This is a genomic window from Nocardiopsis sp. NPDC055551 (assembly GCF_053619415.1).
Window position 1 is genome coordinate 70,131 of sequence record NZ_JBSHJJ010000016.1, and the last position, 17,656, is coordinate 87,786.

Annotated in this window: 16 protein-coding genes, 1 pseudogene and 1 CRISPR repeat array; of the genes and pseudogenes, 7 read left to right on the forward strand and 10 right to left on the reverse strand. The window is 69.8% G+C overall.

Going from position 1 to position 17,656, the window contains the following annotated elements; translation table 11 throughout:
* Positions 1-253: 253 nt before the first annotated feature.
* Entirely contained in the window at positions 254-700 is a 447-nt protein-coding gene (locus tag ACWGSK_RS25460; protein WP_358514149.1) for a GNAT family N-acetyltransferase, read from the forward strand.
* Between the two features lie 118 nt (positions 701-818).
* Here the strand turns inward: ACWGSK_RS25460 and ACWGSK_RS25465 are convergent, their stop codons facing one another.
* Entirely contained in the window at positions 819-2,312 is a 1,494-nt protein-coding gene (locus ACWGSK_RS25465; RefSeq protein WP_452456962.1) for an aminopeptidase P family protein, read from the reverse strand.
* Positions 2,313-2,472: 160 nt separating this feature from the next.
* The gene (locus tag ACWGSK_RS25470) at positions 2,473-3,009 is read right to left on the reverse strand and encodes a GNAT family N-acetyltransferase (protein ID WP_452456963.1); all 537 of its coding nucleotides are present in this window, start codon (positions 3,007-3,009) and stop codon (positions 2,473-2,475) included.
* A gap of 167 nt (positions 3,010-3,176) precedes the next feature.
* On the opposite strand from ACWGSK_RS25470, the gene ACWGSK_RS25475 reads away from it, so the two are divergent.
* The gene (locus tag ACWGSK_RS25475; protein ID WP_452456964.1) at positions 3,177-4,283 is read left to right on the forward strand and encodes a pyridoxal-phosphate-dependent aminotransferase family protein; all 1,107 of its coding nucleotides are present in this window, start codon (positions 3,177-3,179) and stop codon (positions 4,281-4,283) included.
* 139 nt (positions 4,284-4,422) lie between these two features.
* Here ACWGSK_RS25475 and ACWGSK_RS25480 read toward each other — a convergent pair whose 3' ends face one another.
* From ACWGSK_RS25480 to ACWGSK_RS25495, 4 genes are all read right to left on the reverse strand, one after another.
* Entirely contained in the window at positions 4,423-4,650 is a 228-nt protein-coding gene (locus tag ACWGSK_RS25480) for a DUF3099 domain-containing protein (RefSeq protein WP_452456965.1), read from the reverse strand.
* Positions 4,651-4,684: 34 nt separating this feature from the next.
* Positions 4,685-5,647 (reverse strand): oxygenase MpaB family protein, encoded by a 963-nt coding sequence (locus ACWGSK_RS25485; protein ID WP_452456966.1) that lies wholly within the window; start codon positions 5,645-5,647, stop codon positions 4,685-4,687.
* Positions 5,648-5,845: 198 nt separating this feature from the next.
* Entirely contained in the window at positions 5,846-6,535 is a 690-nt protein-coding gene (locus ACWGSK_RS25490) for a response regulator transcription factor (protein WP_452456967.1), read from the reverse strand.
* The gene (locus ACWGSK_RS25495; protein WP_452456968.1) at positions 6,502-7,869 is read right to left on the reverse strand and encodes a sensor histidine kinase; all 1,368 of its coding nucleotides are present in this window, start codon (positions 7,867-7,869) and stop codon (positions 6,502-6,504) included. Before ACWGSK_RS25495 ends, ACWGSK_RS25490 begins: the two co-directional genes overlap by 34 nt.
* Before the next feature lie 133 nt (positions 7,870-8,002).
* Here ACWGSK_RS25495 and purB point away from each other — a divergent pair, with 133 nt between their 5' ends.
* Both purB and ACWGSK_RS25505 read left to right on the forward strand, forming a co-directional pair.
* Positions 8,003-9,433, forward strand: coding sequence for an adenylosuccinate lyase (purB, locus tag ACWGSK_RS25500; RefSeq protein ID WP_452456969.1), 1,431 nt, complete (start codon positions 8,003-8,005; stop codon positions 9,431-9,433).
* Between the two features lie 174 nt (positions 9,434-9,607).
* Positions 9,608-9,754, forward strand: a complete 147-nt coding sequence (locus ACWGSK_RS25505) for a hypothetical protein (protein WP_358514167.1) — start codon at positions 9,608-9,610, stop codon at positions 9,752-9,754.
* A 105-nt stretch (positions 9,755-9,859) separates the two neighbouring features.
* Here the strand turns inward: ACWGSK_RS25505 and ACWGSK_RS25510 are convergent.
* Positions 9,860-10,813: pseudogene (locus ACWGSK_RS25510) on the reverse strand (STM4015 family protein); the annotation flags it as partial.
* A gap of 240 nt (positions 10,814-11,053) precedes the next feature.
* Positions 11,054-11,327: direct repeats of the CRISPR family, unit length 30 nt; unit sequence GGGGCCATCCCCGCGTGCGCGGGGAGCAGC.
* A 130-nt stretch (positions 11,328-11,457) separates the two neighbouring features.
* Here ACWGSK_RS25510 and ACWGSK_RS25515 point away from each other — a divergent pair.
* Positions 11,458-12,579, forward strand: a complete 1,122-nt coding sequence (locus ACWGSK_RS25515) for an IS630 family transposase (protein WP_452456970.1) — start codon at positions 11,458-11,460, stop codon at positions 12,577-12,579.
* A 246-nt stretch (positions 12,580-12,825) separates the two neighbouring features.
* Positions 12,826-13,659 (forward strand): ornithine cyclodeaminase, encoded by an 834-nt coding sequence (locus ACWGSK_RS25520; protein WP_452456971.1) that lies wholly within the window; start codon positions 12,826-12,828, stop codon positions 13,657-13,659.
* Positions 13,660-13,827: 168 nt separating this feature from the next.
* Here the strand turns inward: ACWGSK_RS25520 and ACWGSK_RS25525 are convergent, their stop codons facing one another.
* The gene (locus tag ACWGSK_RS25525) at positions 13,828-14,316 is read right to left on the reverse strand and encodes a methyltransferase (protein ID WP_452457017.1); all 489 of its coding nucleotides are present in this window, start codon (positions 14,314-14,316) and stop codon (positions 13,828-13,830) included.
* Positions 14,211-15,824 (reverse strand): MFS transporter, encoded by a 1,614-nt coding sequence (locus ACWGSK_RS25530; protein WP_452456972.1) that lies wholly within the window; start codon positions 15,822-15,824, stop codon positions 14,211-14,213. The genes ACWGSK_RS25525 and ACWGSK_RS25530 overlap by 106 nt, the downstream gene beginning before the upstream one ends.
* A 95-nt stretch (positions 15,825-15,919) precedes the next feature.
* Between ACWGSK_RS25530 and ACWGSK_RS25535 the strand changes: the two genes are divergently transcribed.
* A complete protein-coding gene (locus ACWGSK_RS25535; protein ID WP_452456973.1) occupies positions 15,920-16,396 on the forward strand; it encodes a MarR family winged helix-turn-helix transcriptional regulator in 477 nt (158 codons plus the stop codon).
* Here the strand turns inward: ACWGSK_RS25535 and ACWGSK_RS25540 are convergent.
* Entirely contained in the window at positions 16,347-17,570 is a 1,224-nt protein-coding gene (locus ACWGSK_RS25540) for a hypothetical protein (RefSeq protein WP_452456974.1), read from the reverse strand. The genes ACWGSK_RS25535 and ACWGSK_RS25540 overlap by 50 nt on opposite strands.
* Positions 17,571-17,656 lie beyond the last annotated feature (86 nt).

Consider the following 17,656-nt stretch of genomic DNA (forward strand, 5'->3'; position numbering starts at 1 on the left):
ACGCCACCACGACGTTATCTGTTGCGGCGAGGGGCCGTCCTCCCCTTGGGGAAGACGGCCCCGATGACCGGTCCACATCGCTTGTCCGGTAACGGTACCGGAAATCGGATCGGTCCCTTCCGTGCAGGAGCCGGATCGTCGTGTGCGTCCACCCGCCCGGTCGATCCACCCGATGCCGGCCACGCTCTGGAACACGGCGGGCGAACCTGACAGACTTCCGGGCCATCGTCGGTGAGCGAAGGAGACACGGGACGTGGTTCGAGTGAGTGTGTGCGCGGCCGAGGACTTGGAACGCGCCGAGGTACTGGATCTGTACGGGGCGGTCGGTTGGACCGCCTACACCGAGGCTCCAGAGGTGCTGATGCGGGCGTTGGGCGGCTCGCACCGATTGGTGGTCGCCCGCCGGGAGGACCGCCTCGTGGGGTTGGTCCGGTCGATCTCGGACGGCGCCACGGTGGTCCACGTCCAGGACATCCTGGTCCACCCGGACGAACAACGCACCGGCCTGGGTCGGCGGTTGATGGACGAGCTGTTCTCCGGGTACGAGGGGGTTCGCCAACGGGTACTGCTCACCGACGACGAGGACGGCCAGCGCGCCTTCTACGAGGCGTTGGGGTTGGTCGAGGCGCATGAGCACCGGCCCTCGCTGCGGTCCTTCGTCCGGTTCGACCAAGCTCCCAGAGCCCCCCGAAACCCCTGAGAACGACGGTGGGCCCGCCTCCCCACGGGAGACGGGCCCACCGGACGGTTCCGGGGTCGGGTTCTGCTTCGGCGCCCGAACGGGCCGAAGCCGAGCGCGGGCCCCGGGAGAACACCGCTCAGCGCGGAAGACGCTCGGCCAGCCAGGCCTCGACGTCGGCCGAGGAACGCGGCAGACCGGCCGACATCACGGTGCGGCCGTCCTCGGTGACCAGGACGTCGTCCTCGATGCGCACGCCGATACCGCGCAGCTCCTCGGGGACGGTCAGGTCGTCGGGCTGGAAGTACAGGCCCGGCTCGACGGTGAGCACCATGCCCGGCTTCAGGTCGCCGTACAGGTGCGCCTCCTGGCGGGAGACCGCGCAGTCGTGCACGTCCAGGCCGAGCATGTGACCGGTGCCGTGCAGGGTGTAGCGACGCTGCAGACCCAGTTCCAGGACGCGCTCGACCGGGCCCTCCAGCAGGCCCCACTCGACCAGACCCTCGGCGAGCACGCGCTGGGAGGCCTCGTGGAAGGCGGTGAAGGGCTTGCCCGGGGCGACGGCGGCGATACCGGCCTCCTGGGCCGCGTACACCAGGTCGTAGACCTTGCGCTGCAGGTCGGTGAAGGTGCCCGAGACCGGCATGGTGCGGGTGACGTCGGCGGTGTAGAGGGTGGTGGTCTCCACGCCGGCGTCGAGCAGCAGCAGGTCGCCCTCGCGCACGGGCCCGTCGTTGCGGGTCCAGTGCAGGGTGGTGGCGTTGGCGCCGGAGGCGGCAATGGTGCCGTAGCCGACGTCGTTGCCCTCCACGCGGGCGCGCAGGAAGAAGGTGCCCTCGACGTAACGCTCGGAGGTGTCCTTGGCCTGCGGCAGCGCCTTGGCCACGTCACCGAAGCCGCGCGTGGTGGCGTCCACGGCCAGCTGCAGCTGGGCGATCTCCCACTCGTCCTTGACCAGACGGTGGTCGGCCAGGGCGACGCCCAGGTCCTCGTCGAGCTTGACGGACTTGGCGCGCGACTCCTCGTCGGTGTCGGCGCGCAGTTCGTCCACGACGGCGTCGATCTCGGCGTCGTGGCCGCGCACGACGCGCGTGGTGACGGTGGCGTCGGCGCGCAGGGCGGCGGGCAGGGTGCGCACGTCGGCGGTGGCCACGCCCAGCAGGGCGGCGGCCTCCTCCAGGCTGTTGCGGCGGCCGGTCCACAGCTCGCCGTAGCCACCGAGCCAGAACTCGCCGTTGTCGCGGTTGGAGCGCGGCTTGAGGTAGAGCACCACGTCGTGGCCGCCGTCGGCCTTCGGGGTGAGCACCAGGCAGTTGCCGTCGGTGGTGTCACCGGTCAGGTAGGCGTAGTTCGTGGCGGCGCGGAAGGGGTATTCGGTGTCGTTGGAGCGGGTCAGGTACTGGCCGGAGGGGATGACCAGACGGTCGCCGGGGAAGGCGGCGCCGATCGTCGCGCGACGGCGGGCGGTGTGCTCGGCCTGCTCGATCGGCTCCAGGTCGCGCATCTCGGTGTCGGCCCAACCGGTGCGCATCCACCCGGCGAGCTCGTCGGAGACCGACTGCGCCTGGCCGTTCTTACGTGGACTGAACACGGGGGCGTCCGTCTCGGCCTGGGGGCGCTGCTGCTCGCTCACGTCGTGCACTCTCCTCGTCGAGTTCGCCGGAAGGGCGTAAAAAGCTCTGTGACCTGCCGTTGGTGACGGCCTTGTCGTCCATCGTAGGGGGCCGGGCGGAACCGCGCCCGACCCCGGGACATAGCGCTGCCCATAACGTGCCGGTCGAAAACGCCCGTGGTCAGGGACGAAGGTCGTGGGCGAAGGGGACGGCCTTGGGGTAGGGCAGGTCCTCGATGGTGGTCGGGTCCACCCACCTGTAGCCGATCCGTTCGTAGAGGGCCACGGCCTCGGGCTGGGAGGGCCCGGTGAAGAGGATCACGGAGTGGTAGCCGAGGTCGCGGGCGGCGTCCTCCAGCGCGGTCATGATGAGCCGGCCCAGGCCCTTGCGGCGGTGCGCCGCCGAGGTCCAGATCCGTTTGAACTCGACCGTGCTCGGCGCCCCGTCGGGTTCCGGACGGTAGGGACGCAGCGCGCCACCGGCGACGATCTCACCGTCCAGTTCGGCCAGGACCATACGCCCCAGGGGCGCGACGAACTCGGTGACGGGGTATCGGCCCAGTTCGGCGGCGGCCCCCTCTGCTCCGTAGCGTTCGGTGTACTCGCCCAGCAGGCCGTCGAGCAGCCCCTGGACGCGGGGATCGTCGTGTTCCACCCTCAGCATCCGCACCCGCCCGGGTTCGAGCCGGGTGCTCTCGGCCCGTGCCGTCTCGGTCATGCCGCTCCCCTCTCCCACGTTCACGCCCACCCGCCTCCGGAGTCGGTGTGGGCGTCTTTTCGTCCGCCGGAATACTACGGCCCGACACCTACGAACCGAATGTCGCATGAGACACAGATGAGCCCCCGCTTGCCCCGTTCTCATACGGCTCTGGTTAGTGTGTGCCCATGTCAGTCACCGAACGCATCCTGCTGGGACCGGGGCCGAGCAACCCCTACCCCGAGGCGACCCTGGGCCTGGCCGCCCCGCTCCTCGGTCACCTCGACCCGGAGTTCCTCGCCATGTTGGAACGCGCCTCTGGACGGCTGCGTTCCCTGTGGGGCACCGAGAATCCGCTCACACTGCCGCTCTCGGGCACCGGTTCCCTGGGCATGGAGGCGGCCTTCGCCAACACCGTGCGCCCCGGCGACCAGGTGGTCGTCGCCGTCAACGGGCTGTTCGGTGAACGCATGTGCGAGGTCGCCTCGCGCTACGGCGCGCACGTGATCCGGGTGGACCACGAGTGGGGACGACCCGTCGACACCCAGCGGGTGCTGGACGCCCACCCCGCGCCCGCCCTGGTCGCGGCGGTGCACGCCGAGACCTCCACCGGTGTGGTCAGCGACATCGGCGCCCTGGGCCGGGCCCTGCGTGAGCGCTCCGACGACACCCTGCTGCTGGCCGACTGCGTCACGTCCCTGGGCGGCATGCCCATGGACCTGGACGAGTGGAAGGTCGACATCGCCTACTCCGGCACCCAGAAGTGTCTGGGCGTGGCGCCGGGGCTGGCTCCCTTCACCTTCTCCGAACGCGCCTGGGAGCAGCGTGTCCCCTCTCCGCCGGTCTGGTACCTGGACCTGGGACTGCTCGGCGCGTACGTGCGCGGTGGCCCGAGCGGTCGCGCCTACCACCACACCGCCCCCACCGCGATGGTGGCCTCCCTGGACGCGGCGCTGGCCCGCGTCGAGGAGGAGGGCATGGAGGCGGTGGCCGCCCGTCACGCGGCGGTCGGGGCGCACCTGCGCGAGGGCCTGCAGGAGATGGGTCTGGAGCTGTTCGCCGCCGAGGGGCACCGACTGGCACAGTTGACGTCGGTACGGGTGCCCGAGGGTGTGGATTCGGGCAAGGTCCGTGAGCGGCTGCTGCGCGAGTACGACCTGGAGATCGGCGCGGGTGTGGGTCCTTACGCGTCGACGGTGTGGCGGATCGGGCTGATGGGCCACAACGCCCGCCTGAACCGGGCCGAGCTGGTGCTGGCGGCGCTGCGTCGCGTCCTGGGCCGCCAGGGCGTGTAGGCCAAGGTCCAGCCGTCGCGACGTTCGGTACGGCACCTCGCCGCGTTGGCGAAGAGCCCGCATGGGAACCGGGAGGCCCCTGGGGCCCTTGGTCGATCGTGGACCCCGACGTCCTTCCCCGGCGTGGGCGGCCCCGGCCTCATTCGGCGTTGGGCCCATAGCGGTTGTCGTGGTCGCGCGGGTCGTCCGGGTCGGCGATGTTGCCCACCGTCATCGCGATCGGTGGCAGCACCGAGGCCACCACGCACATGGCCACCGCCCACCCGGTCCCGAAGAAGTGGTAGACGGGCGCGGACGCGGCGAACAGCACCAGGCACGTGCCCATGAGGAGCACGTACCACCGCTTCCTGCGTTTGATTCCCCTCACCCCCGAGCGTCTTCGATCGGGTCCTGACCTCAGGTTATCCGCTCCGGTCGGCGGCCTCCGGGGCCTCGGCGCCCACGCGACGCGCGGTGGCCAGGGCCGGCCGCGGCGGGCTGAACCGGGTCAGCGAACGCAACGCACCGGAACCGTTCTCCATCCGGTATCCGGCGTCCAGCAGCCGCTGTTCGGCCTCCTCGGCGCTGAGCACGGTGGCCTCGTCGAAGACCTTGTTGTAGAGGTTCTCCGGCACCCGGTTGAGACCGGAGCGCATCAGGCGCAGCGCCGCGGTGGCCGTGGTGCCGGCACCCGGGATCTGGGGGATCATCCCGTAGGCGTGGCGGGCCCAGGCGGGCAGGGTCGTGTAGGACAGGGCGCCCACCGGCAGCCACAGTGGTTTGAGCGGGGCCAGCCAGGCCAGTTGCTCGGGGACCTTGGGCCATAGCAGGAAACGGACCGCCTGGCGGGCCTCTTCGGTGACCTTGAGTTCGGGTCGCACGGCCGCCAGGTAGCGGCGCATGTCGGCGACGTTGCGCGGCACGTCGTCGCGGGACAGCCCCACGTAGCCGGCGGTGAGCGACTGTTCGTCCAGGTAGCGGTCCATGTCGGCGGGGCTCAGTTCGAGCCCGGCGCGCACGGTGGTCTCCAGGTAGGACGTGACCTCGGCGCAGTGCACCCACACCAGCAGGTCGTGCTGGTCGACCCGGTGCAGGCGCCCGGTGGCGGGGTCGGTGAAGCTCAGGGCGCGGTGCACCCGACGAATGTGTTCGCCCAGGGTCTCGGCCTCGGTGTGGCTGCCGTAGGTGGTGACCGCGATGAAGTGGGCGGTGCGCAGCAGGCGGCCGGTGGGGTCGCTTCGGAAGTCGGAGCGCTGCCACACCCCCTGCATGGCGATCGGGTGCAGCGCCTGGAGCATCAGGGCTCGTACTCCGGCCACCCACATCGAGCGGTCCAGGTGTACGCGCCAGGTGACGCTCTCGGGGGCGGCGACCGTCGGTTGCATCCGGCTCTCCTCGGGGTGTGCGCAAGGGGAAGGGGTTCGCGCCGGGGTCGGGCTGTGCCGCGAGGCCGTCGTCTCGAAACGTCGACCCGTCCGACCCACCCTTCCAGGGACTTTCCCCCCGTTTCATCACCTACACCCCAGCCAGGTGGGAACCGGGTGCCGGAGGCGCTGTCCCTCCGGCCTGCCCGGTCCGCGGCCTCAGCCGACCTGGGCGCGCAGGAACGCCAGGACCGCTTGGACCCGACGGTGCACACCGTCGTCGGGCGGCAGGTCCAGCTTGGCCAGGATGTTGCCCACGTGCTTGCCCACGGCGGCGTCGCTGACCACGAGCTTGCGCGCGATCGCCCCGTTGGAGTGCCCCTCGGCCATGTGTTCGAGCACCTCGCGTTCGCGGGCGGTGAGGCGCTGCAACGGGTCGGCGCTACGGCGCAGCAGTTGGCGCACCACCTCGGGGTCGACGAAGGTGGCCCCCTCGACCACGTTGCGCAGCACCGACGCGAACTCGCGAACGTCGCCCACCCGCTGCTTGAGCAGGTAGCCGACGCCTTCCCCGTCCCCGGAGTCCAGCAGTTCGGTGGCGTAGCTCAGCTCCACGTACTGGCTGAGCGCCACCACGGCCAGGCCGGGGTGGGTGCGACGCAGTCGCACGGCGGCGCGTAGGCCCTCGTCGGTGAAGTCGGGCGGCATGCGGATGTCGGTGACGACCAGCCCGGGGCGGTGTTCGTCCACGGCCGCGATCAGTTCCTCACCGTCACCGACGGCGGCCACCACGGGGAAGCCGAAGCGTTCGAGCACCCCGACCAGGCCCTCGCGCAACAGCACACCGTCCTCGGCGAGCACTGTCGGTACCCGGGTCACCTCTGGCTCTGCGGCTGGTCGGTCGTGCAAGGCAGCTCCACTCGAATCCTGGTCGGCCCTCCCATGGGGCTGGACAGGTCCATTGTGCCGCCCATTACGGCGACCCGGTCCGCCATACCGGTCAGGCCGCTGCCGCGCGAGGGGTCGGCGCCGCCGGGGCCGTAGTCGGTGATCTCCACCGTGAGCACGTCGCCGCGGGGTCCTTCTCGCAGGTCGGCGTGGACGGTGACGGCGTTGGCCTCGGTGTGCTTGTAGGCGTTGGTGAGGGCCTCGGCCACCACGAAGTAGGCGGTGCCCTCCACGTGCGGGGGTTGGCGTCGTGGCAGATCGGCGTTGACGGTGACCGGAACCGGACAGTGGTCGGCGAGTTCGGCCAGGGCGGAGGGCAGGCCGCGGTCGGTGAGCACGCGCGGGTGGATGCCGCGCACGAGTTCGCGGATCTCGTCGATGAGTTCGTCGGCCTTGACCTGGGCTGCCACCACCCGCCGATCGGCGGGTGAGTCCTCGTCGAGGTCGACCCGGGCCATGCCCAGGTCCATGCTGAGCGCCACGAGTCGCTGTTGGGCGCCGTCGTGCAGGTCGCGTTCGATGCGGCGGCGTTCGTACTCGAAGGCGTTGACCAGGCGGGCCCGGGACTCGGTGACCTGGCCGAGTTCGGCGTAGAGCTCCTCCTTGGGCGGACCGACCAGCAGGGACCGGGCGACGACCCCGTGCCCGTAGGACAGCAGGCCGCAGCCGTACAACAACGCGACCGCCAGCAGGGGTGAGGCCAGGGCGAAGGGCAGGGCCTCCTGGCTGGTGTAGAGCTGGAACGGGCCCATGCTCAGCGGCGCTTCCTCCGGGGCGGTGAGGATGAGTGGACTCGCCGCGAGGCCGAGCATGATGGCCAGCAGGAACCCGACCAGTGACAGGGTGACGACGAACAGGACGAGCATCACCACCGCGTAGGCCACCTCGCGCCAGGTCGCGGCCTCGGAGTAGCGGGTGCGGACCCATCCCCACAGTCCGGCGGGCGGATCGCGGTGTCCGCTGCCCGCCGGGCCCGGCAGGACGAGCCGGAGCCGGCGCCGTTCCAGCGCTCCGAGCGGGATGGCGATGAGCGGGCCGAAGCACAGCACCATCAACAAAGCGATGAGCAGGAGCGCGACCGAGGCGAAGGTCTCCCCCTCGCTGATCACGGCCAGGCCCACGATCACCGGCGTGTACAGCGGGAGCGAGACCATCGCGAGTGCCCCGCCGACCAGGAGGGTGGTCAGGGTGTAGGCCACGACACGCCAGATCCAGCCGCTGATCAGGTAGCGCGGGCCGGCCAGGGCCCGTGGCAGGGTGGCGGTTCGGGCGTCGGGGACGCTTCGGGAGCTCATGGTGTCAACGCTAGGGCGCGGTGTGGGCGCGGGAACATCCGCCGAACCCATCGGTTCGCGGTAGGGCCGGCCCTACCGTCGAGGTCCGGCCCGGCCGACGGCATCGCAGTTCAGGCCGGTAGGGTGGGCCGACGTGAGCGCGAAACCCGTCATCCCCGATGTCCTGGCCGCCCGTTACGCTTCGGCGGAACTGACCCGGCTGTGGTCCCCCGAGTACAAGGTGGTCGCCGAACGGCGACTGTGGCTGGCCGTACTGCGTGCCCAGGCGCGTTTGGGCGTGGACGTGCCCGTCGGTGTGGTCGAGGACTACGAGAAGGTCCTGGAACAGGTCGACCTGGCCTCCATCGCCGAGCGCGAGCGTGTCACCCGGCACGACGTCAAGGCCCGGATCGAGGAGTTCAACGCCCTCGCCGGCCACGAGCACGTGCACAAGGGCATGACCTCGCGCGACCTGACCGAGAACGTCGAGCAGTTGCAGGTACGCGACAGCCTGCTACTGGCGCGCGACCGCGTCGTGGCACTGCTGGCCCGGCTGGGCCGCCTGTCCGCGGAGTACGGCGAGACCGTCATGGCCGGCCGTTCGCACAACGTGGCCGCGCAGGCGACCACGCTCGGCAAGCGATTCGCCTCGATCACCGACGAGGTGTTGGTGGCGTACGGGCGGTTGGAGGAGCTCATCGCCCGCTACCCGCTGCGCGGGATCAAGGGCCCGGTCGGGACCGCCCAGGACATGTTGGACCTGCTCGGCGGCGACCGCGAGGCGCTGACCTCCCTGGAGAACGAGGTGGCCGCCCACCTGGGGTTCGAGCGGCGGTTCACCAGCGTGGGCCAGGTGTACCCGCGCTCCTTGGACTTCGAGGTGCTGACCGCGCTGGTGCAGTTGGCCGCCGGACCCTCCTCGCTGGCCAAGACCATCCGGTTGATGGCCGGACACGAGCTGGTCACCGAGGGCTTCGCCGAGGGCCAGGTCGGCTCGTCGGCGATGCCGCACAAGATGAACACGCGTTCGTGCGAGCGGGTCAACGGGCTGACCGTGATCCTGCGCGGGTACGCGTCCATGACCGGTGAGCTGGCCGGCGACCAGTGGAACGAGGGCGACGTGTCGTGCTCGGTGGTGCGCCGGGTGGCGCTGCCGGACGCGTTCTTCGCCTTCGACGGGCTGGTGGAGACCATGCTGACGGTGCTGGACGAGTTCGGCGCCTTCCCCGCGGTGATCTCCGCGGAGCTGGACCGCTACCTGCCGTTCCTGGCCACCACCAAGATGCTGATGGCGGCGGTGCGCGCCGGTGTGGGGCGCGAGAGCGCCCACGAGCTCATCAAGGAGCACGCGGTGGGTTCCGCGCTGGCGATGCGTCAGGAGGGTGCGGGCAACCGGCTGTTGGACCGGCTGGCCGAGGACGAGCGCTTCCCGCTGGACCGGGCCGCCCTGGACGCCCTGTTGGCCGACCGGATCACGTTCACCGGCGCCGCCGCCGACCAGGTCGCCGACGTGGTGGCGCGAGTGGACGCCGTATTGGCCGAGCACCCCGAGGCCGCCGCGTACGCGCCGGGATCGATCCTGTAGTCGCCGCTCGATGTCGAGTGGGGGTCCGAGGCCTTGTGCCTGGGCCCCTCTTTCGTTGGATCGGACGTTCGTGTCTTCGGAATATGGCGCTTTTCACTGGCGCTAACAGTGGGTTCGAAAGTTAACGCCTATTACGGTTGGGAGCGTCGGACCACCTCTCGTTAGGAGACCCCCATGATCGACCCGACCTCCTTCGGTACCGCCGTCCTGGTCCTGGGCGTGCTCGCCGCCATGATCATCGCCTTCGGGCTCGCCGCCCTGTCGGACATGGCGCTGCGTCGCCGTGAGGACCGCGCCGCCAAGGGTTCCACCGGCGACTGAGCCTCCAGAAGTGGCACGTCCGCACTCGGTACGACCCCCGTCTCATTCGGTGGCGGACGGGAAACGCCAATCGCCCTCCTCGACCTGCCGTTCCTCCGCGCCCAGCTCGACGTCGGCCTCCGCGAAGACCTCGCGGACCCGCCGCTCCATGTCCTCGGACATGTAGTGGTGGCTCAGGTCCAACCGGGCCAGATCACGGAAGACCGGGACGTCCATCAGTACTTCGGCGCCCTCGTCGGTGAGCGTGCCCATCGACAGGTCCAGCGAACGCAACCGACCCACCACGGGAGCCTCCGCCAGGGCGCGCACCCACAGGTCGGTGTCCTCGGCGTTGCGAAGCCCCAGGTGGAGCAGGCGCGGGAACGCCTCCCCCGACAGGGTGCGGGACAGGTCCCGCGGGTAGGTGTCGCCCCGATATTGTCCGACCCCCAACCACAGTTCCAGGTGCTCCAGCTCGGGCAGGTCGGAGCCGTCGATGCCGCGGGCGACTCGCGCGGGCAGGCCACCGGTCTGCACGGTGAGGGTGCGCAGCGCGTCGTGGCGTCCGATGTCCAACCCCAGATGGCTGCCCGGGTTGAGGTAGGGGTCGCCGGTGCCGCGCACGGCGAACTCGGTCAGGTTCGGGTAGGCGGCCAGGACCGGGGCCAGGTCCGGCTGGTGGATCCAGGACAGTTCGGCTTCTTCTGAGATGAGGTCGCCGATGAACAGTGACCTGAGCCCGGGGAACCGGTCCGCGTGTTCCAGGAGCGCGTCACGGGCGGGGGCGCCGGGTTCGTCCAACTCGGAATCGCCCGCGGCTCCGATCACGATGGCCTTCACCACGGTGGTGTCCGTCGCCGCCACGAAGGAGCCGAAGTGGTCGGCGAACTCCTCCTCGGGTTCGAAGGACTCGACCTGGAACCGCCACGCGTAGGCATCGGGGTTTCGAAGGGCCGTGTTCTGCGCGTCGGCGTCCACGTGGTCACGTTCGTACCGGGGGGTCGAAGCCGACAGCTCTTCCGGAGACGCGTAGTCGAATACCGGCAGGCCACCGAACTCGGTGAGGTGTTCGAAGAACATGGGCCACTCCTGGTGCAGATGTTCGAGGTGTGAGCCATGTTTAGCACCGTGAGGTGACCAAACCCGGAAAACGCACGATTGGAGCACCGACGTTCAGGTGATGCTTCCCCCGAAACCGGCCCCATGACGGCACGGAACCTCTCGGGGTCGAGTTCGTTAGTTTGCGCGAAGCGGGTACGGACCCAACCCCCGCATGCGCGGGGAGCAGGGACCGAGCCCGTAAGGGCTGGCGAGCAGACCGGGTCCATCCCCGCGTGCGCGGGGAGCAGCGGTCCTTGCGATCCTCGGGATCATCCCGCTGGGGGCCATCCCCGCGTGCGCGGGGAGCAGCCCTCCGCGGCTTCCTTCTGCAACCGCAGAGCGGGGCCATCCCCGCGTGCGCGGGGAGCAGCTCACCGAAGAGGATCTGCACCGCTTCGGTGAGGGGCCATCCCCGCGTGCGCGGGGAGCAGCATTTCTCCACGGAATCGAGAGATGGCCGCCCAGGGCCATCCCCGCGTGCGCGGGGAGCAGTCTCGCTGACCTGCGAGTTCATCTGGCGTGAGGGCCCGAATCTGCAACTAGTGCTGTGGCCGGAAACGTTCGCCCGGGTCAGTGATCGGTGCCAGGGTTGACCACGACAGCAGTCGATCCTGGGAGCCGCGGTGTCCGCACCCCTCAAAGCCCGCAGACTCACCAACCCTGAGGGCCAAAAACTCCAACGCATCGTCCGCCGGGGCAGCACCAACACCGTGCGCTACCGGCGGGCGATGATCATCCTGGCCTCCTCCAGCGGCAACACCGTCCCGGTCATCGCCCGCCTGGTCGCCGCTGACGAAAAGACCGTGCGCGAGGTCATCCACGCCTTCAACACCCAAGGGCTGAGCTGCCTGGACCCTAAATGGGCGGGAGGCCGTCCCCGCCTACTCACCCCCGATGAGGAAGACCTCGTCATCCACACGGCCACGACCCGCCCGACCAAACTCGGCCGGCCCTTCACCCGCTGGTCGCTGCGCAAACTCACCGCCTACCTGGCCCACCGCCCCGGACCAGGCCTGCGCATCGGCCGCGAGACCCTACGGACCCTGCTCCACCAGCACGGTGTCACCTTCCAACGCACCACGACCTGGAAGGACTCACCCGACCCCGAGGCCGATGCCAAACTCGACCGCATCGAGCACGTCATGGAGCACTTCCCCGACCGGGTCTTCGCCTTCGACGAGTTCGGACCGCTGGGCATCCGCCCCACCCCAGGCTCGGGCTGGGCCCGCAAGAATCTGCCGGACCGGATCGCGGCCACCTACCGGCGCACCCATGGCATCACCTACTTCCACGGCTGCTACTCGGTGGGAGACGACACCCTGTGGGGCGTCAACCACCGGCGCAAAGGCGGCGCGAACACGCTCAAGGCCCTGAAGTCGATCCGGGCCGCACGACCGGACGGCGCACCCGTCTACGTGATCATGGACAACCTGTCCGCGCACAAGGGCCCCAAGATCCGCACCTGGGCGGCCAGGAACAAGGGCGAGTTGTGCTTCACCCCCACCTACGCCTCCTGGGCCAACCCGATCGAGGCGCACTTCGGACCTTTGCGCCAGTTCACCATCGCCAACTCCCACCACCCCAACCACACGGTCCAGACACGGGCGCTGCACGCCTACCTGCGATGGCGCAACGCCAATGCCCGCGACCCGGACGTGCTCGCGGCCCAACGCCGAGAACGCGCCCGGGTGCGCAGCGAAAAAGGTGTTCGCTGGGGAGGCCGACCGCTACCCATCGCAGCGTGAGGACACCCGGGCGAACCTTTCCGGCCACAGCACTAGTTGAGAAACAGACAAACCAGACACCCTTTCCCGAACTACGTTTCAACTTGACCTTACGGTAGCCGCCAAAGAGGCTCCAGAACGTGTCTCCGAACGACTTCGAGGTCTCCAGAGCGTCTACGCTGGCGATCGCGGCGTAATCAATCACCCCCGTGTCCAACATCCGGGGTTAAGCCCCTACACCTCCAAGCCCGACCCTTTAAGGCTCGGGTGAAGTTGACATACGTCAACGGCCACCCTTTCAACCCCGCCCGCGGATTCCAGACGATCACCGCCTTCGGGGTCCTGGCCGACGTGGACAACGGCTATCCGACCTTCCTCGCCGAGATGACCCTGTTGACCGCGCTGCGTACCGCCGCGACCTCGGCCATGACCGCCAAGGCCCTGGCCCGCACGGACGCGCGGCGCATGGCCATGATCGGCGCCGGCTCCCAGGCGGAGTTCCAGGCACTGGCCTTCAGGGCCGCTCTGGGCATCGAGGACCTGCGCGTCTTCGACGTGGCCCCCGCCGCCGTCGGGAAGCTGCGCCGCAACCTGGAGCCCCTGGGCTTCCGGGTGACCGAGATCTCCTCCACCGACGAGGCCGTGGCCGGAGCGGACATCATCACCACCTGCACGGCCGACAAGGCCCGGAACACGGTTCTGGGCTCCGAGCAGGTCCGACCCGGTGCGCACGTCAACGCGGTGGGCGGCGACTGCCCGGGCAAGACCGAACTGGACGCCGAGATCCTCCGTCGGGCACGGGTGTTCGTGGAGTACACCGAGCAGACCCGCGTCGAGGGGGAGATCCAGCAGATGGAGCCGGACTTCCCCGTCGTCGAGTTCTGGCGGGTGCTCACCGGCGCGGAGGGCGGACGCCGCGACGAGGAGGAGATCACCATCTTCGACTCGGTCGGCTTCGCCATCGCCGACTTCTCCGCGCTGCGATTCCTGCGGGACTCCACCACCGGGACGGAACTGCAGACGTTCATCGACCTGGTGGCCGACCCGGAGGACCCCAAGGACCTCTTCTCCCTGGTGCACTCAGGCAAGCCCGTCGGGTGAGGCCCCCGCCATCGACGTCTTCGTCCCGTGGGGCGCCCACCAGTCGGTCCGCGTGGTCGGTTGCCGAGCGACCGCCCACGCGGACCGCACTGTTCTCGGGGGACGCCCCCGCCATCGGTCTCTTCTCGTCCCGGTACCTGTACGCGGTCGGCGCCCCCGGATCGGTGATCAGACGGGGTCGGCCTCGATCACGCGGAAATCGGTTCCGGCGACCCGGTCGGAGACCGTACACAACCGGAGACCGGAGGCCTCCAGGAGCACGGTGAAGTCCGCGAGGGTACGTTCGACGCCTCCGGCGGTCAGAACCAGCATGTTCAGGTCGCTCAGCGCGCTCTCCAAGGCCATCTCCGCGCCGGGGTCCGCGCGTTCGGACAGGACCGGTTCGACCAGGAGCAGGCGACTTCCCCGGCCCATCGCGGAGCGGCAGTTGCGGAGGATTCGTACACAGGACTCCTCGCTCCAGTTGTGCACCACGCTCTTGAGCAGGTAGGCGTCCGCTCCCGGCGGCACTCCCTCGAAGAAGTCTCCCTCGACCACCTCGCAGCGACCGCTCAGTCCGCGTTCCTCGATGAGGGCGCGGGCCTGCTCGGCGACCTGAGGCGTTTCGAGTACCACCCCTCGCGCCCGGGGGTTCTCCGACAGGATGCGGCTGAGCAGGGTCCCGTCGCCGCCGCCGACGTCGACGATGGTCCGGTAGTCGCCGAAGCCGTGGGCGGGGCCCCGGGCTCCGGTTGGGCTGCGCGGGGCAGCAGGGGGACCAGGATCAGGGCGATCAGGAAGGCCCCGGCGTTGTACCAGAGCGTCGTGGCGGCGGCGTCGGAGAACGCCTCGCCGCGGTTCGGTCCCGCGGGGTCTCCGGTGGCGAGCCAGAAGAAGAGCACGCCGACCACGGCCACACCCATGGCCGTGCCGAGCTGCATGACGGCGTTGGCGACGCCGGACCCGGCACCGGCGTTCTCCTCCCCCACATCGGCCAGTACGACACTGGCCAGGATGGGAACGCACATGCCCATTCCCAGGCCGGTGACGAGTACCGGTAGCGCGACCTGCCACCAGGTCGCGGCCGGGCCGATGACGGACAGGACACCGATCAGGGCGAGCACGCCGAGCAACATGACCGCCAGGCCCATACCGATCACGCGGCGCCCGTGGGTGGTGGCGTAGGCCTGGGCGACCCCGGACATCAGGGTGATGCCGACGGGCCAGCCGACCACGGCGACGGCGGTGAGCATCGGTGTCCAGCCCTGGCCGAGTTGGAGGTTGTAGGTCAGGACGAGGAAGAGTGAGGCCAGGCCGGAGAAGAGAACGAACATCACGACGGCCCCGGCCGTGAAGGAACGGTGGGTGAAAAGGGACGGCGGCACCAGTGCCGAACCCGTGGTGCGGTCCCTGTTCCTCTGGTGCAGGACGAACAGGATCATGAGTGGGACGGAGGCGACGAGCAGGCCCAGCGACAGCGCGTCCCAGCCGCGTTCACGCCCCTGGATGAGCGGGAACATGAGGGCGAACATCGCCAGGCTGACGAGGACGATGCCGATCGGGTCGAGACGGAGCGGGTCGGTGGCCCTGTTCTCGGGCATGAGCCACAGGGCCAGGGCGATGGCGAGCGCGCCCAGCGGGACGTTGACGTAGAAGATGGCGCGCCAGCCCAGGCCGAAGATGTCGGCCTCGGCGAGGACCGCGCCCAGGAGCGGGCCGCTGACGTTGGCCAGGCTGAGTGTGATGCCGTAGAAGACGAAGGCCTTCGCCCGGTCTTTGTGGTCGAACAGCACGATGATGATCGACATCACCTGGGGAACCATCAGGGCCGCGGTGAGGCCCTGGGCGAGCCGGCCGGCGATGAGCACCTCGGCCGTGGGCGCGGCGCCGCACACCACCGAGGCCACCGTGAAGCCGGCCATCCCGATGAGGAACATCCGCTTGCGGCCGAGGATGTCGCCGAGGCGCCCGCCGGTGATCAGGGCCAGCGCGAAGGTCAGGGAGTAGCCCGCCAGGATCCACTGGGCCGCCGAGTACTCGGCGCCGAGGCTGCTCTGGAGACGGGGCAGGACGATGTTGACGATGGTCGCGTCGGCGAGGTCCATGAACAGGGCGAGGAGGACCACCCCCAGGACCACCCACCTCTTGCCGCTTCGGGCCATGGGTGGGGTGTGCACTTCCGTCATGGTGGACTCCGCTGCAGGAAGGTAGGATCAGAAATAAGGCAACTTAGAGAATGACTACTTTAGTGTCTCTCTATTTTGGAGAGATTATGGGAAGAGTGAGCGCAGTGTCAACGCCCCAGGACGACACCAAGGCCCTCTACGAGGAACTCCGTGTGGGAGCCTCCCTGTCCGTGCGGTTCCACTCGGCCCTCGCGGCGTACGCGGGCATCAACATCACCGACATCACCTGCTTGGGCGCCCTCGACAAGAACGGTCCGATGAGCCCCGGCGAGCTGGCCGGGCACGTGGGGCTGTCGCGCGGCGGAGCCATCACCGCCGTCGTCGACCGCTTGGAGAGGGCGGGGTTCGTCCGACGCGGCCGCGACGCGACGGATCGCAGGAAGGTCGTTGTCGAACTCGTCCGCGACGGCGCGTACGCCCGGCTGACCGCGACCTTCGACGCCCTCGGGCACTCCTACACCGAGACCATCGAGCAATACTCCAAGGAGGAGCGCGACCTGCTCCTGGAGTTCAACCGGCGGATCAACGCCCGGCTCCAGGAACGGATCGGCGAGCTCCAGGAGCGCGCATGACCACCACGTTCCCCTCGGTGCCGTACCCCAGGACGTCCTGGGCGTACTGCTCGTCGTCGAAGGTCACCATGACCCAGTCGGCACCGGGTTCGGAGGAGACGGGGAACGCCTGGGGATGTGGTCCCCCCGAGACGTAGGGCGCGTCGATCTCCCCCAGCCTCCGCAGGTCCATGTCATAGACCTTGTACACGCGTTGGGCGTCGTCGGTGGCCAACGCCCACCACCCGCCGCCCACGTGCCGCAGCACGCAACCCTCCGTGCGCCGAGAGACCGTGTCCACGGCGGCGACCGTCATGGGCGCGGACAGATCCGCCCCGGGTTCGGACACGGCGAGGACGGGACGGAACTCCAGTTCGGGCGCCAACCGGACGACGTCGGCGTAGAGCACGTGCCAGCGCCCGTCGATCCTGGCCAGCGACGGCTCCCAGGCGCTCAGGGTGGACGGCGCGGCCAACCGTGTGTTCGGGATGACGTGCACCCCCGTGAGCAGATCCGCGTCGGTACGCGCGCACCGTACGTGCACCCCCGGGGTGGGGAGGTCTCCCCCGCACACCACCAGGGAGAAGTGGCCAGAGGCCTCGTCGTAGACCACGTGCCCTGCGTTGTCCCCGGTCACGATGCCGTCATGGGCGAAGAACAACTTGGCGGTCTGCCGCATCCGGTCCGGCGCATCGGGGTCGAACTCCCACACCGCCCAGTGCGCCTCCTGCGCGAAGCCCATCCCGGCGCACCCGGCGGTGAGGAAGAACCGGCCGTCGCGTGTGTAGGGGCGCCCGTCGGCGTGGGTGATCAGCTGTGGATCGCGCAGGCCCACCTGACCGAAGTAGCCCGCGCGCACCCGTCGCAGCCCGGCGCCCGACACTCCGAAGGCGTACTCCCACCGCCCCAGGAGCCCCGGGTCCCGTAGGTCCACCAGGGTGCGCACGTCGGCGCCCCTGCCCAACAGCGGGTCGCCCCACTCCGCTCCCTCGTCACGGACCAGCGCGGTCACGACGTTGCCGGTGACGGTGACGGCCAGCTGGTGAGGCAGGACCGGACGGACCGGCGCGTCCGCCGCAACGGTCGTTGTGCCATCCACGGTCACCTCCAGCCGGACCTGACCGACCCCGGCGTCGTAGACGACCACGACCCCGTCCCCCGAGCCCTCCTCACCGCTGCGAAGCCCCGCCGTCACCGTGCCGCCGCCGCGGCTCCCCCGACCGGGTCGGCGCCGACGTCCACGAGAACGGTCGAGAAGGGGGCGACCGGTGCGTGCCCGGT